At 43.5% G+C, this 16,194-nt stretch carries 11 protein-coding genes and 3 pseudogenes; 1 reads left to right on the top strand and 13 read right to left on the bottom strand.

Translation table 11 applies throughout. The features are described 5' to 3' along the window. Positions 1-18: 18 nt before the first annotated feature. From MHI25_RS30545 to MHI25_RS30565, 5 genes are all read right to left on the bottom strand, one after another. Positions 19-954 carry a LytTR family transcriptional regulator DNA-binding domain-containing protein gene (locus MHI25_RS30545; RefSeq protein WP_340011658.1) on the bottom strand — a complete coding sequence of 312 codons (936 nt, stop codon included), beginning with the start codon at positions 952-954 and terminating at the stop codon, positions 19-21. A 192-nt stretch (positions 955-1,146) separates the two neighbouring features. Then, entirely contained in the window at positions 1,147-1,680 is a 534-nt protein-coding gene (locus tag MHI25_RS30550; protein ID WP_076278212.1) for a YceI family protein, read from the bottom strand. 251 nt (positions 1,681-1,931) lie between these two features. Continuing rightward, on the bottom strand, positions 1,932-2,366 hold the full coding sequence (locus MHI25_RS30555; protein WP_036682401.1) for a MarR family winged helix-turn-helix transcriptional regulator: 435 nt from the start codon (positions 2,364-2,366) through the stop codon (positions 1,932-1,934). A gap of 1 nt (position 2,367) precedes the next feature. Further along, the gene (locus tag MHI25_RS30560; protein ID WP_340394776.1) at positions 2,368-3,324 is read right to left on the bottom strand and encodes a zinc-binding alcohol dehydrogenase family protein; all 957 of its coding nucleotides are present in this window, start codon (positions 3,322-3,324) and stop codon (positions 2,368-2,370) included. A gap of 172 nt (positions 3,325-3,496) precedes the next feature. Further along, entirely contained in the window at positions 3,497-6,391 is a 2,895-nt protein-coding gene (locus MHI25_RS30565) for an S-layer homology domain-containing protein (RefSeq protein ID WP_340394777.1), read from the bottom strand. A gap of 315 nt (positions 6,392-6,706) precedes the next feature. Here MHI25_RS30565 and MHI25_RS30570 point away from each other — a divergent pair, with 315 nt between their 5' ends. Further along, complete coding sequence (locus MHI25_RS30570; RefSeq protein WP_340011663.1) at positions 6,707-7,177, top strand: pyridoxamine 5'-phosphate oxidase family protein; 471 nt, start codon at positions 6,707-6,709, stop codon at positions 7,175-7,177. A gap of 98 nt (positions 7,178-7,275) precedes the next feature. Here MHI25_RS30570 and MHI25_RS30575 read toward each other — a convergent pair whose 3' ends face one another. The 8 genes and pseudogenes from MHI25_RS30575 to MHI25_RS30610 all read right to left on the bottom strand — a co-directional run bounded on the left by MHI25_RS30575 (position 7,276) and on the right by MHI25_RS30610 (position 15,876). Further along, entirely contained in the window at positions 7,276-7,620 is a 345-nt protein-coding gene (locus MHI25_RS30575) for a hypothetical protein (protein WP_340394778.1), read from the bottom strand. Between the two features lie 210 nt (positions 7,621-7,830). Continuing rightward, on the bottom strand, positions 7,831-8,271 hold the full coding sequence (locus MHI25_RS30580) for a WYL domain-containing protein (protein WP_340011666.1): 441 nt from the start codon (positions 8,269-8,271) through the stop codon (positions 7,831-7,833). A 51-nt stretch (positions 8,272-8,322) separates the two neighbouring features. Further along, positions 8,323-10,914 carry an FtsX-like permease family protein gene (locus MHI25_RS30585; RefSeq protein WP_340394779.1) on the bottom strand — a complete coding sequence of 864 codons (2,592 nt, stop codon included), beginning with the start codon at positions 10,912-10,914 and terminating at the stop codon, positions 8,323-8,325. Next, positions 10,911-11,491: pseudogene (locus MHI25_RS30590) on the bottom strand (ABC transporter ATP-binding protein). Before MHI25_RS30590 ends, MHI25_RS30585 begins: the two are co-directional and overlap by 4 nt. A 24-nt stretch (positions 11,492-11,515) precedes the next feature. Next, positions 11,516-12,454: a VanZ family protein gene (locus MHI25_RS30595; protein ID WP_339189025.1), complete on the bottom strand. Its 939-nt coding sequence runs from the start codon at positions 12,452-12,454 to the stop codon at positions 11,516-11,518. Positions 12,455-12,555: 101 nt separating this feature from the next. Next, positions 12,556-13,394: pseudogene (locus MHI25_RS30600) on the bottom strand (HAMP domain-containing sensor histidine kinase); the annotation flags it as partial. Further along, positions 13,391-13,537: pseudogene (locus MHI25_RS30605) on the bottom strand (DNA-binding response regulator); the annotation flags it as partial. The pseudogenes MHI25_RS30605 and MHI25_RS30600, both read right to left, overlap by 4 nt. Positions 13,538-13,632: 95 nt before the next feature. Then, positions 13,633-15,876, bottom strand: a complete 2,244-nt coding sequence (locus MHI25_RS30610) for a DUF3656 domain-containing protein (RefSeq protein WP_340394780.1) — start codon at positions 15,874-15,876, stop codon at positions 13,633-13,635. Between the last annotated feature and the right edge of the window lie 318 nt (positions 15,877-16,194).

The raw sequence follows: 16,194 nt of genomic DNA on the forward strand, positions 1-16,194 counted from the left end.
GCGCCTGAATGGTACCCTTTAAATGTTAAGAAGTGCTTTTAATTCAGACAATTTTGAACGGGATAACGGAACCACGGCATCTTGACCTGTATTTAATCGCAAGCTGTAGCTATTTTTCGTCCATGTAATAATCTCTCTTACTTTTTGCAGATTAACAATATAGGATCGGTGACACCTAAAAAAACCGAAATTTAATAATCTCTGCTCGAGCTCGGTCAGCGTCAGCGCACAGTCATAATTTTCACCGCCCACATGAACAAGGATTGACCCCTCTACACTTTCTATAAAATCAATTTCAGGCGGATTAAATAAAATCACTTTGTCATTTCTTTTGGTAGAGATCTTCTGCAAGGTTATATTGGCCTCGTCTTGTTTCTGTACTTCCTGCTTATCCTCGTCGAAGTCCCGAATATCCAATGGATGAAATCCCGATTCGTTCAACCGATAAATGGCATCACAGGAAATAAGGGCATCCTCTAAATTCGAAGTTAAAATTAAGATCTGCTTTTCTTGTGAAAGATCATCAAGAATCCGTTTGAGTTGACGACAATCTTGCTCTTCCAAGTAAAAATAGGGTTCCTCCAGTACAAGTGTAGGCTGATGCGCAAAAAATACACGCAGCAATGTCACATACATTCTTTTCGATGAGCTTAGATCCTTGATCTTTACCTTCCGTTCTTCCTTTAAAGCAAAATAATCTATCAACGAAGCGGCACGCTCATACCTCTCCGTTATTCTGATTAGAAAAGTGATTAGTTCCTCCACCGATAAACGCATATACTCGTTTTGCCCAGCCCGAAATAAATAATATTGGGAATGATCACCTAATTGATTCATTAAAAGCTGCTTTCGCTTCAAGTCCGTTATGATGCCAACCGATTGATTCGGTGTCATATTTAATTCGATCTTCGGTAGAAATAATTCCCCATTATAATAAATTGGTTGAAATTGCATGCCATCCTCCCGGTCATTTAATGCAAATATAAGTCAAGGCATCTTCTAGTCATTTCTGCACATAAAAAAAGCCCAAGCAGCTTCTCCGCTCGGTGCAAGAGTACATTAATTAGTAATACGGTTCAGCGCAATTTCTGTAACAGCAAGTTTTGAATAAAGACCATCCCGATAAAAGGATAGTCTTTAGGGTCACTAATTTATTTTAATTGCCTCAATACAAAGCTCGATCCTCACTTCATTTCCGACTATAATTCCACCCGTTTCCAGAGGCGAGTTGAATTTCAATCCAAATTCATTACGATCAATACTGGCTGTTGAATGAAATCCTACACGTTCCCGTCCGCGGGGGTCCTTGTTTAGTCCTTCAAAAACAGTATGAAAAGTAACAGATTGGGTTACTCCATGCAGAGTTAGATTGCCTGTAAGTTCATATTGCCGCTCACCAGCAAAGACACAGTTGGTGCTTTGAAATGCAATGGTTGGATACTTGGCAGCATGAAGGAAATCGTCGCCCCTCAAATGTTCATCTCGTTGCGCTTGGCGAGTTGTGATACTATTTGCGTCTATGGAAGCCTGAATACCCATGGTCGTTAACTCGTTGGGATCAAAACTTAAAATCGCCTGGAAACGCTCAAAGACTCCTTTGATTTTATTAATCATTAAATGCGTCACCGAAAACTCGACGGAGCTGTGATCCGGATCCACTTCCCATTTGATATTACTCATGAATAAATTCCACCTCTATAATAAGATTATGAGCAAGGTCACCCTATCTCCAAAACAATGCGCTACTCGCTATACACCTAATATACAAAAACGCTACTGACAACGGTGTGTCAGTAGCGTTTTAGCATTTTTGTGGCTTCCTCGTAAATCCGATTTCAGAATGGTTCCCTATTGAATCCGTAATTCCTTTTACCCGAATATCCACCATGGCAATAAACATCGAACTGTGTGTGAACAGTCATAATCTGCAACTAGTCGAATCTTTGCAGCGATTCAAATAAACGCCTTAAGTTATTCAATAAGCTGTTTTTTTCCTCCAGAGTCCAGTCATCCAAAGCTTCATGCAAAATTCGTTCACGGGTGAGGCTAATCATTGCATTGATTTCCTCCCCGCTTTTCGTCAATTCAGACACACGAATGCGGGAATCTGCACTTGATGGATACGTATGAACCAACCCCGCGTTTTCTAACTTATCGATTTGCCGGCTAACACTCGAATAGTTTTTTCCCATCATGGCGGCCAAATCACCAACACTAGTCGGTTGGAGATGCACGATGCCCACAAAGACACGAAAGGTTGCTGCCTCCAAATTTACGCCAGCATTAGCAATCATCTTCTTATCGCGGTCTGGCCTATTGATAATGGAAACTAAATCGATCAGCGCTTTAAAAATATCGTTTTCCATTTTATTTCACCCTTACAACAGGACGAGGCATTAGCGGGGCATTCCAGGCCTCTTCAATATCTTCTAGAGCGAACTCTTTTGTGGTAATTTTTATCTTCCCCTCGGCGGCCATTTCAAAGACACCTCTAACAGCGGATAGCATATCAGCTTTGGAAACACTCTTATCTCCGCTACCTACGAGTTCGATTGTTGATGAGCGTAAAAGAGATGAAGGTAAATGAATGCTTTCTTGGCCAGATGAAGTTCCAATGCTTACAAAACGGGTTGAACGATCCGTTTTCGCCTTAGCAAGAGCTGACATGATGGCGAGTGCGCTGTCGCCCCAAAGATAATCCAATATAACATCAACACCTTCAGCAATAACTGGCATTAGGGCGTTTTCAAACATTTTTTGACCGTTGTCGGCTGTCATATCAAATGCAATGGCCTCATCAGCTTCAAGTGCTTGCAACTTTGATTCGTTGCGTCCTGTTACAATGACCTTCTTGGCCCCCAGACCCTTAGCAATCTGAACTGCTAAACTACCGGATGCACCAGTAGCGCCATTAATCAATACAGTTTGACCGGATTTAAAACCAGCTCGAAATACCAATGCAGCCCATGACGACATAGCAGGGTTGGCGATAGCGGCAGCAGTGAGATCATCAATACCATCTGGTAAACGGACAGTCAGCTTTTCGTTGACGATTGTTTGCTCAGCGAAACTACCATATGGTGCAGTAGGCAGCGCAAAGTAAACACGAGACCCATCTTTCAAAGTTCCTACACCGTCGATACCGGCTACAATTGGAAAGTTATCTTTAGAAGAATAGTGCATACCCATTGAACGGAACTTGCTAACTCGACTCAAGGCTGTGGCCGTAACGTTAATTATAACTAGCCCCTCTGTCCCAACGGGGGAATCAAAATGACCCATTACGGGAATCGTCCCCTTAACCTTTACGATTGCTGCCTTCATATTTACACCCTTCTTCCACCCCATATTATGTGCATATTGCACATAATAAAGTATAACACAAATTATGTGCAATATGCACACTTTATTTGGAATCCATATCCAAACGCACGCCCATTAGCTTATTTCCAAAAGAAACGGCTGGTCAGGTTCCCCTGATCCAGCCGTTTTTTGATTACTTTAATATTACATTATCGATTAGTACCGCCGTATCGTAGATACTATCTCCTTGATCCCAAACATGGAACCGAAGGACAATGGAGCCCTTGCCGGCAAATTGGCTTACATCAAATTGTACATGCTTCCAATTCGTCATGTATGTTGTATGATCCCCGCCGTAGAAATCAATCGCTACTTTGTTCTCTTCAATCCAATAGGCCGTGGATTCATTAATCGATTCAGCCCCGATAATAACAGAATCATTACCATAGACACTGGACGTCACTGTATTGCCGCCATTTATGTGAGAAGTAATGAGGGAAGCCGTATTAATGTATACACTGGAAGTTACCGTTGCTCTGAAGGTGTCATTGAATTTGCTTCCAACGAATTCCTTAGGCTCCTCAGAAATGAAATTGTAATCGAACGATAGGGTTGTTGCACCCGCCGGAACAATGAAACTTTGCTCGATATAACTGTCTGAATTGTAGTCATATCCTCCTTGATCATTGTTTTCATACCCAAGGCCAGTGCTGATAATAGCCATGTAGTTCCCCTCTGTCGGTTTAAGCGGTCCCAGCTTGGAGATCACCCGAACATCGCCGTTTCCATTCCAGCCGGTCCAAGTTCCGTTTTCAAAGGTTCCGTTGATGACCCCTTCGGTCTTAGTGCCAATGCTGCTTCCTTTCATGAAGAATGCTGCCAACCCATCGTTTGCTCCATGGGCAGCCACTGCTGCTTGAAAAGCTTTTTCGGTTGTCATGTTGTCATCGTTTAAAGCGGTAAATACGGATTTAGCAATAGCTTGATCATATGCAAGCTTTACATAATCGGTATATCCATAATAAGTGCCAGCACCATTGTTGATGAAGGCATCTGCCATGGAATCGTTGTACGCGCTGCGGCAGCTGCCATTATATACGATGGTATCAGGAAGCATATCGTTGTACCGTGTAATAAAAGACGGTGTAATAGCATAATAACCGGATATAATAGCCAGTCTTCCCTTTTTCAAGTCCAACTCATAGGTCTTTTTGCTCTCTGTCGTTGCCTTTTCTCCTGTCAAGAACATGACTTGCGGTCCAGCGTATTTGAAATCAATGCCGTATTTATTATGGAGCTTCTGTAGCACTATTTCATCATAGTAAGTATCTCCGTGGGTATCCAAGACCACGACGCCATACTGATTCAGCCCTTTAAAGAAATTAACGCCCGCTGCGGTGTCCTTTACTCTTTCCACAAGGAAGGGGTAACTCGACTGGTCGAAGCTGTGATATACAGCATCATAAACAGTCGAAGATGGAAGTGTGCCTGAGAACGGAGAAATTACAGCAACCCGCTGGCTTCCTATGGTGGCTACGGTTTGTTCCACATTTTGCGTTAGCGCCTCAGCCGCCAATGCAGTACTGGACGCAGCCTCTTCTACGGTGCTGCTTAACCCTTTTGTATTCTCAGGAGCTGCGGAAACCCCCCCTAGAATCCCGTTGTCCAGCAAATACCAGATGCTTCCTCCTTCACCCGAAATCCCAGCATGCTCTACTTCTGCTTGGGCTTGGAGCCAAGCCACAGTTTCTTCCTTTGCTTTTTGCAAATTACCATATGAAGTAACCAGTTGATCAAGCTTACTCTGTGTATTATTTTCAAAGATTTCCGTTTGTGCAAGCTGTTCATCCGTAAGATGCTTCATTACAGATAATTTAAAAACTGTGCTGCTTGGCACATCTCCCACAAACGCCTGCAGATTTATGTAACCCTCCGTACTTTCAGTCAATACTGCTTTGCCACTGTACAGTCCGTCTGCCTCAAGACTGTCTCCATGGGCTTCCAAACCGTCATCGTACAACGAAATGATTTGCGAAATGACTTTGCCGCTGTCATCTACTTGATAGACACTAGCAATTACCGTTCCTGGCGCATTAATCGATGAGCGGAATATAACTTCTGTTGGCTCTTCCACATAAATGGCATCTGAAATCTCCCCCTTCACCACAACCTGGAGAGCATTTGCCGGTGCCGGGGTTGCCGGTGTCGGTGTCGGTGTCGGTGTCGGTGCCGATGTTGGTGTTGGTGTCACTGGTGCTGGGGTTGCCGGTGCTGGGGTTGCCGATGCTGCCGTTCCCGGACCTGAAGCTCCCGGCGCCGGTGCTGTCACAGATGTCCCGCGGTCAGTTGTTGCCGGGGTGGCAGTCGGTGTTGCCTCAGGACTCTTGCCCTTATTAAGCTCTTCAGCCAGAAGCTGTTTGGATTTCTCGACATATACTGATTTATTGGTTTTGAACTCATAAGCCAGACGAGCCAGAGCCTGGCGCTCCGCATGCTCTTTCGGTTTGAATTTCAGAGTGCCGTCACTGCCTTGGACCCCGTTGATGAAACCATTTTTGAAGGCAAGGGATACTTGCGCTTTTGCCCATTCGGACACCTCTGAGATATCCGACAGCTTGCTATCAACCGGAAGCTTCTTCGCTGTTTCATCCAATTCGAAAGCTCGGATGAAAAACACGACCAGCTCCTCACGGGTGACATTTGCATTAGGACTGAAGGTGGTGGCCGATGTCCCCTCCGTAATGCCTGCCTTTACCAATGCACCTACATAACCGCGATACCAACTGTTCGCGGCAACGTCTTTAAACGGTGCGGCTTGATCAGCATTTGCTTCTAGACCCAACGACAGGACTATGATTTTCGCCAGTTCGGCACGTGACATAGCCTTTTTCGGTTTAAAAGAGTTATCTTCATAACCTGAGATTATTCCTGCTTCAGTTAATGATTGAATCTCCTTTTGCGCATAAGAGCCTGTGATGTCTTTGAACTGCGCGGCCTCACCAAACACCATATGTGGCGTAAGAGTGCTTAATAATAGGGCAAACACAATCATCAGACTGAGTTTACGGCGTGCTGCTTGGAATAACATTGTTTCTTCCCCCTTCTTACTCTAAAAATATCAATGAGTCTGTCGTCCTAGTGAGTTCCAAGGATGGCATTTTACACCATTATTCGACAACTTCTTGATTCTACAATAGGACCAGGGTAATTTACAATGTCTATTAGATAAAAAAATAGATATATTTGTAGACTGGAGATTAAATGGCATAAAAAAAAGACCATCGAGTATAAGCTTGGATTGATAGCGATTTAATATTTTATCGTATTATTCTTCACATTCACTAAGATTTTACAATGATAAGCTTAATAATGTATGCCTTATGACACTTTAGGAGGTAATATAATGAGCAAGTACGACGAAGCCATGAAGCTGCTGGAAGAACAAGCGGGTAACAAGGACGGCCTGATCTCACTATCCACCATCGCACTGGAACCGGGGACTAATGGCAAAAGCCGTCCCTCCGCCCGCATTGTAGACGCCTATTATGAGGACGGTGCGTTCTACACCGTTACTTACGCAACCTCAGGCAAGATGCAGCAGATCGCCCAAAACCCCGAAGTCGCTGTTTGTATCATCGTCGAAAACTTTACGGCCTATGGTATCGGTGAAAACCTGGGCTGGGTATGTGACGAGAAAAACGCGGAGATGATGACAAAGCTGCGCACAATATTCGCCGGGTGGTATAACGAAGCCAATAACGACGAAGATCCTAACACATGCCTGCTGCGCATTCGCCTGACAAAGGGCCTGTGGAATGACGCCCATAAAGGGATCAGAAATGAGATTGATTTTATCAATAAGACGGCAAATTAAGTGGTCTGTGTGATAGAACAGTCAGCAAAAAAGGTTCATCGCAGCAGTCAGCCGCGATGAACCTTTTCATAAGAACCAACTAAATGATAACAGCTACATTAGAACTTTATAAAACCCGTAAGGCCTGGGAATTGACTTCCCTGAAATCCCGGATTTTCACCTTCTCCACCTTCTCCACCTTCTCCACCTTCTCCACCTTCTCCGCTTCCTTCGTCAGGCAAGATAAGCTCATAAGTCACATTTTGTGCCGGCACTAAGTTCATAGCATACTCATCAATTTCCGGTGCCCCGTCTAACGCCTTCCATCCAATTCCAGTCACTCCTAATCCCCAGACAGATTTACTTGGAATCATGAATTGTACGCCGAAACGATAGGTTTCCTCATTGATTAGCTTTTCTTCTTGTGTAAATGGATCAATGTAGATAAATTTCACTTTATACACATTTCTATCATAATATAGCTGGAGCGTCCTACTGCCATCTTCACCCCGGCTAATCTTCTCTTTCTCAAAATACTCGGTAAGCTGCGCGCCAATTCGCGAAGTGAATCTGAGTACGACCTGTATGTCCCGCTGCGAATAGCTTTGCTTAATAACCTCGGCGATTTGGTCTTCCGGCAGCTCTCTTTTTGCAAAAGGCGGCCCCTGTCTCAGTTACCTAATCCGCACGAGCTTGAATCTGCGGTAGTCCTCTCTGACCCGGCAAAAGCCTATCACATACCAATGGCCGTGGCGAAAGTCAATCCAGCTTGGCTCTACCGTTCGCTCCAGCTTTTCCATATCCCTATTGATATAGTCGAACACCAGCAGCCTGTTATCCGTGATGGCCTTGCTTATGATCCCAATGTATTCTTTATTTTCCTGCTCCATGCTGAAATGGGACATATCCAGAGTCAGCTTGTGCTTATCGGACTCCCGCTTATAGGTATGCTCAACCTTTAACATGATGTCATTAAAAGCTTCGTTCCTGCCAAACAAGCCGTGAAAATTCTTCATTCGCAAGGATACCTCGAAATGCTCGGCAAGCTCCTTGCCCGTTACCGTACCTTTACCGGAGATGATCAGCAGCATGGAGAGCAATCGGTCGACTCGCATGATTGTGTGTGACGTCGGGTAACGTCTCCTCCTCTGGGTGAAGTAAGTGAATCATATATTCTCTTGCTTTAATGCATCAATAATATTCTCCTTTTTTACTTTAGCTCCGGAATAAACAACCGCAGAGCTGACAATGACAAATACACACACAATGACAGACAGAATGCTCATCCAGGGCAGGGTGAACCCATAGCTGAATTTGTTCGCAAATGCTTTATAGATCAGAAACATCACGGCGAAACTGACAGGAAGCCCATACAAGAGCGACTTGACCCCATAAAAAACACTCTCATAGTTCAGCATTTTTGCAAACCCCTTTGGCGTCGCGCCTACGGATTTCAGCATCGCGAATTCCCGTTTGCGAAGAGCCAGCCCTGTTGAGATCGTATTAAAGATGTTCGCAACAGAAATCGCAGAGATTAATACGATAAAACCGTAAGAAAAGACGTTCATCAGCAGAATCTGTTGTTCTTCTCTTATTCTGAATTGATATACATTGTAGACATTCAGATTGGTCTCATTCATCGCTTCAATTTCCTGCTGCGTTTTCACCGGTTCCGTGCTTTTCAAATGGAGGTACATCGAAGCGTTAGCCAGCTCCTCGCCGTCTGCCAGCCGATTCATGACGCGTTCCGACACGATCATATTTAACCCGCCTACGCCTACCGGGCTCATCCCCATCGGTGCCTTATCCGTCAATGCGGCAAATATCACTTTATTTGCCTTCGTTTCTTCCCCGCTCGCTTTAATAAAACTCGTTAGCTCGATATGTTGTCCGATATTCGCATATATGGACTTCGTCTGAATATATTTACCCGTATCTATATCTTTGTAATGAATCGTATCCATCACGATTGCGGCGGGATGATCCAGATCCGTAAGCTGTTCGTAATCTGCGCCAACCGCTCTGGCATAGGCTTGCAGGCTCGAATCATTCATTGCATAGAGCTTAATTTCGTAAGGGTATTTCCCGTCTTGCAGCATACTCTTATCCTGCTGAACCTTCTCTTGCAACTCGTCGGCGATGCTTGCTGCATCGACCCAAGCGTTCCCGACTAACTCATGACTCACGTTGTATTCCGTGACGCCATCCAGAGATACAAGCGATTGCATCAACCGGTCATCTAGTCTTTCGCCATTACTGGACGACACTTCAATATCGTAATTGATGCCTTCCAGCGACAATGCCAGAGATTGTGTCAGGCCAGTCGTGAAAAACGATATCGTCAAAAACAAAACGATGCTGATGACAAGCGAAAAAAGAATAACATGATGTCTTCGTTTGTTCCTTTTTAAGTTTTTCAGCCCGATTTCTGCTTCGATTCCGAAGAGCTTACGAATGATCTTCGACGTCTTCACTGCTTTGGCCGTAAGCTTTACGTCAGTGGTTTGGCGAATCGCGTCCACGGGAGATGCCCTGGATGCTTTAACCGCCGGGAGATACGCCGAAACGAAAATCGTCAGCATCGAAACAAGACAAGTAATCAAGAGCAATAACGGCGTGACGATAAGCCTCAGCTTTTCACTAGTCCATAATGCCCCTTCAATCATTGTGTTCATGAACGAAAAGGCGATTCCGATTCCGGCAAGACCGCATAAGATACCAATGGGAATGCTGATCAAACCAATGACGATACCTTCAAAAAATACGGAATTTCGCTTCTGCCTTTTCGTCGCCCCCACGCTCGCGAGCATCCCTAAATGGCGGGAACGTTCCGAGACGGATATCGCAAAAGCGTTATAGATGAGTCCAACCGAGCCAATTATAATAGTCCCTATAATGATTGCCGATAATGAGAACATCATGCTGGATGAGGCCCCGCTGCTGGACAAGCCATAATAACGAAGCAAATCGTTATTATATTGGACAGTGTCAATTTGGTTTTTCTCAGCCAACTTCTCCGCATGTGCGAACAAGAACGGATTGACCCGCTGCAAGACCACCGACGCATCGACCCGATCGTCCCCCCCGATGATATGATCATCGACATAGCTAATGATCGTATAAGCCGGGGCCCAAGCCGTTTCCGACACCGGACGTTTAATGAAGCCTACCACCGTATAATCCCTAATTATGCTATGCTGTAATGTCTCGGTCAATGTGCCGTCTTTCCTGCGCAGCGGTTCCGTCTGATCCAGGGGATGATCGCCCCCTTGTTCGAATCGGTCGCCGACGCGAAGCGTTAGACGGTCGCCGATTTCGTACTTCACTTTGCCATTTGTTGCAACAGACTCGGAGATCACAACCTCCTTGTCCGTGTGCGGAAGACGTCCCTTGCTTATTTCAATCTGAAATTGTGTGAACCCTTGCACATCATATTCCTTAATGAACAAGTACGGCTTATTGGAATTTTGTCCCCCTTCTAATGGGGCATACCCAAGGTCTCTTGTGATTGCAACCGTTTTGGTTGCATCATCGCCCTGTATCGCCGCAAGCTGTTTCTTGGTTATATCTTGATACTGAATATGCCACTCCCCTGTATCTGTGATAGTTTGTCTGATCATTAAATCCGCAAAGGAAAAAACAAGCGTAATGACAGCGGTCATCATGGATACCGAAATAATTACGCCAAAAATAGTCACAAGTGTTCGTCTCTTGTTCTGCTTCAGATGCCGGATGGTTAATGTATTGACAATATTCATCGCCTTATCACCTCGTTTTTGGCAATCCTCCCATCTTCAATCGAAATGATTCTGTCGGCTTGCAGGGCGATCCGTTCGTCATGCGTGATTACGATCAGTGTCTGATGATAGGTCTTATTCAGTATTTTCAATAAAACGACGATCTCGCTGCTATTCCTGCTGTCCAGATTCCCGGTGGGTTCGTCGGCCAGCATGATCGCAGGATTGCCGATGATCGCCCTGCCAATCGAGACACGCTGCTGCTGTCCACCGGATAGCTGATTCGGCAGATGGTTTAATCGATGCTGCAAATTCAACGTATTCACAAGATCAGCCCGATTTGCCTGCGTCTGAAGATGGCCAGCTGCGTTTCGTCCAAGGTATACATATCCGTATCCTGTACATACACTTTCCCGCCAGTCGGTCGATCCACACCGCCCAGCATATGAAGGAGTGTCGATTTCCCCGATCCGGAAGGTCCGATAATTGCGACGAATTCACCTTTTTGGACCGAAAAGGAAACATCATCAAGCGCCTTCACCGCCGATTCGCCTGTGCCGTATATTTCGGACAAATTTTCAATTGTTAAAATCTCCATTGCCATCCCTCCTTCCCTAGATGCTCAATTCCAGGTATATACCATCTCTCTATATCCAACATCCCAAAGGGTTTCATTCCCCTCAATGGTTATCTTAAGCTCCTTAGCCCCGGTGAGATAAAGGATCCTCATATCCGGCTCATGGAGCTGATCTTCTGTAGATACAGACAGGAGCTCATGCCCGTCAACGGTAACCTTAATGCTGCCCTGAAAATCCTTATGATCAGGAATTCCATAATTCAAGCTAAGATACAGATCTCCCTTATTGTCTAGCGAATACGTATATGTTTCCTTCTTTTTACCTTCGATGCCATACACATTATATTGGGGTGTCACGTCTTGACCGCCAATCTTAAGACTGTTCTGTTTGGTTCCCGTTAATCGATTTCCGGTACTATCTTCCCATTCGTTTATCGCTACAAAAGGGGCCAACTCTTTGGTGAACACTTGATCAACTACTCCTAAGACCCCCCACACGCCGAGCATTAAGACAGCACTGGCAATTCCCGTAGCAGTGATATTTCTCCAGTAGTTTTTTGTACGGAAGCCAATCTTGTAGGCCCCGAATCCAATAGCAGCGCCCAATGAGTTCTTTATGACGTCGTTCGTGTCAAAGCTGCCGAGGAATGTTAGTGCCTGGATGGTCTCCACCACAAGAATGGACAGGATAAACCCTGTCATGAAGCGAACAAAGCTGGTGCGGTATAACAACGGAAACAGTATGCCAAAAGGTATGAAGGCTGCAATGTTTCCAATACCCACCAAGTCCATCAGTGTCGGATGTAGAAGATCGGAAAGACCCGGCACCCTAAAAAAATCGTCCGGCAAAAAAATAAAGGTGTACTGACTGGTTAGATCTACCTTATCCGCTCTGCCGAAAGCAAAAAACATAAAATAAAGAATAATCAGGGTGTAGCCTATCGTGATAAAAAAAGTAATCTTGCGATGCTGCTTCATTTGCATGGTTGTACCTCCATCGTTCATCTGATGAATATCATTTTATCTGTCCAAAATGACTTTACAGTGACATTGGAGGTGACAGTTTAGTCACTTATGGAGTGCTGTTAAATCACATGCTTATAAAATTTGATCCGAAACTCTGTACCAGTCCCGCTGTCGCTCGTTACATCAATCACGCCGTTCTGGCTTGCAATGATGCTGTGAGCCATCGCAAGCCCTATACCGATGCTTCCTTCATTAGCATTCTTTCCTTTATAAAAACGTTTGAATATATAAGGCAAATCCTCTTTCGGAATGCCCTCTCCGTTGTCAGCAATAACGATTTCCGTAAATAGCACGTTGTCGGAAAATGTGATGGTGATCGCACCGCCCTCAGGTGTATGCTCCACTCCATTCTTCAAAATATTGATAACCGCTTCAGCAGTCCAATGGAAATCGCCGTCAAAAGAGACGTTGTCATCCCCTGTGATGGAAACGGTCTGTCCCTTAATATCCATCGGAATCATAACCGGCTCCAGTGCATTTAGGATTAGGGTTTTCATGTGTATTCGATCTTTTTTGAACGGGATAGTCCCCCATCCATTTTCGCTAGCTTTAATAAAGATGAAACAAGCCAATCGATCCGTTCAAGTTGAATGCGAATATGATGGGTGAACTCCGTTCTTTTGAGTGGAGGCAGATCAGGGGCGCTTAACAGATCTGCCATGACTGTCATAGAGGTGATCGGTGTTTTGAGTTGATGTGAAATATCGGAGATGGCATCGGTCAGTTGAAGCTTATCCTGCTGCAATAGAGAACGATGCTCGGAGAGCATGCGTGTCACCTTGTAAATATCATTCTTTAAGATGCTAAGCTCACCTTCTTGATTATCGCGAGGGTCAAGGGAGGCCTGGCCGCTGCTAATCTCCCGTAAATAGATGGACAGCTTCTCTAGCTCGTAATAGTGAACTGATCGATGTCTTCGGCGAGCACCTTTCGGGCTGAAGCGGCATTATGGCAGAGAACAGTCCAATAACCCTCTTGCTGCAGCGAATATTCCAGTCCCGACGCGATCGTCTTATCATCTTCAACTAATAATATTTTCATCTGAAGTTCATCCTTAGGATTGGATTGAATTGCACCTGTCTCGGATTTACTTATAGTATTCCCCAAGATTTTAGAACATTTAATGAATTCCACGACTACACAATCTCTTTATTAAAATGTCCTCTTGTGTCTGTTTCCTGATTAAAGACAGCATTATTCATAGAGCCATTTAATTTGCCTGACGCCATATTAATGACTTTCACAACCTGCTCTTTGGATTCAACTGTGAAGTTTAATCTGAGCGCCTCGATTCCTTTGATGTTTTGTAGCTCATCTAAAAGATTAAGCGTCTTCCCATTAAGGAGAGTCGTTGTACAATCATTATGGGAAATGATAGGGAACGTTCCGTGCTCATCTTTTAACTCATAGCTCTTCGTTTTGCAAATTCTGCATTGATTCATTTTTTTCATCGGACAATATTTTGTAAACATCAAAGGAACCTTGCCATATACAATCATTTCCAGTGCAGGATAGCCGTCATTTTCTTCATAATAGGCATTCCTTAAATCTTCAATTTGGCTCTTATTCAATTCATAAGATAAAGTGACTCGTTTTGCACCTAATTTATATAATTCATAGCAACTAGTAGCATTAACAACATTTATAGAATAGTCCGTAACAAACGGATTCGTTTCTCTGTAGTGATAAATTCCGCCGTATCCTCCGATTAGTAGCTGCCCTTCTTTTTCCTTATAACGATTCTGATTTCTTCTAACAACATTTTCATAATAGATTTCCTTAATTCCACAGCTCACGCAAGCATCATACTGCTCCTTAGTCGTTACAGAGGCCGTAAAGTATGGTTTTTCAGGGGCAAAGCTTATTTTTTCTTTTGCTTCCAAAGCCTTGGTTCTTTTCTTCTGGCTGTTAAGCTTTAAGTCATATAAGCCCAGTACAATATCTCTTCTTGCTGCATTTAACAGTTTAGCTGGAATAAAAGCATTGCATTCCTCAAAATCCACATGATTAAGTTCGAATATCGTATCATTTAATCTTGAAAATTGCTTGATTACCTGGTCTTTTGTTGTTGGATTATTAATGGCTTCGCCTAGTATTTCCTCGCTTTCATATGAATAATGACAGCCTAAGCCCTCCGCATCTATGACAAGCTTTGAATCTGGACGTGCATATACTCTAATATCGAGGTTAAACCGCTTAAATTCTTTTTCCAGTGATGATTCTAATTCTTTGTTATAGAAATAATCCTTCGTTTTATATACTAAATCTCCCGTAGACATCTTTTCTTTGATTTTGATATAGCAGACATCATCTGCTTTGTTGATTAATTCGCCCTCTTTATCGTACAGTTTTGCAACCGTTAAATTAACATCTTCATTGTTGTGACTGATTCGAATGGTATCGTTCTGATTTAAAGGACGTGTAAGTGTTATTTCATACCTATCTTTAACAATCTTGCTGATTGTTCCAATTTCATAACCAAAGTGATTAGGTCTTAAAATGTTTGTAATATTTCTCCTATCTTCGTGAAACAAATATCCTTTAGTAAATGTTCGATTGAATGTTTTTTTCAGATTTTCTTTATCTTCTTCGGTTATTTTATGATCTAAGGCCATGCGATATTTGGATACAACATTAGCAACATACGTAGGCACTTTCATTCGGCCTTCTATTTTTAAAGAATCGATTTCTTTTAAATCCTCGATATAGTCGATTGTGTTTAAGTCCTTGGTAGATAGAATATGGTTTTTCCCTAAAGATGTACCTGTTGTCTTATCCATGAGTTCATACTCCTTACGGCATGAACCCACACATCTTCCGCGATTTGCGCTTCGATTACCCATTAATCCTGACATTAGACAGTTTCCCGAGTAAGATACACATAAAGCACCGTGAACGAAAATTTCTAAAGGTATCTCAGCTTTTCTTTTGATCTCTTTTACTTTTTCAATCTCAACCTCACGGGACAGAACAACTCTTTTGGCACCAAGTTCTTTTAATAATAAAGTTCCGTCTAAATCGTCTATTCCCATTTGAGTTGAACAATGTGCTTCCATATCAAGAAAGTTTTTAACGATATAATCGAACGCAGTCAGATCCTGGACGATAATGCCATCCACACCGATTTTATTTAATTCGTGGATCTGCTCTTTCATCTCTTCAACTTCGTTTTCAAAAACGATGGTATTCATGGCAACATAGAGTTTAACGTCCCTCAGGTGCGCATACGTAACAGCCTCTTTTAACGTTTCTAAATCAAAATTAGATGAGTATGCACGCGCACCAAATTTTTGCATTCCTAAGTATATGGCATCACAACCATTAGAAATTGCAGCTTTTAAAGCTTCCATATTTCCTGCTGGAGCTAGTAATTCAGTCATTTCTTCCTCCTTATGACCCAAAAATTAATAAAATTTGTAGTTACTTGTGATACGGTTCAGCGCTTTGTCTGTAACGGCAAGTTTTGCATGCTAGTTTGTCCAAAGGTGTTCTTAAAAGTACATCGTCAGGACTGCATGGTATTGAAGAACGGTTAAAGGTCGTTTTCACGCTTTTGTTATTGCTTTTCTTAACAGCAGGTTTCCGCTTGCCGTACTCCGTCATCTCTTCTTCTTAGTCCCCTGCTTCATCCCAGTTAAGATGGATAATACGATAATAACTACTATAAATCCGATAAATGACGACATGGCCGCTCCCGT

It is taken from the genome of Paenibacillus sp. FSL E2-0177 (assembly GCF_037992975.1).
GTDB lineage: Bacteria > Bacillota > Bacilli > Paenibacillales > Paenibacillaceae > Paenibacillus_AQ > Paenibacillus_AQ odorifer.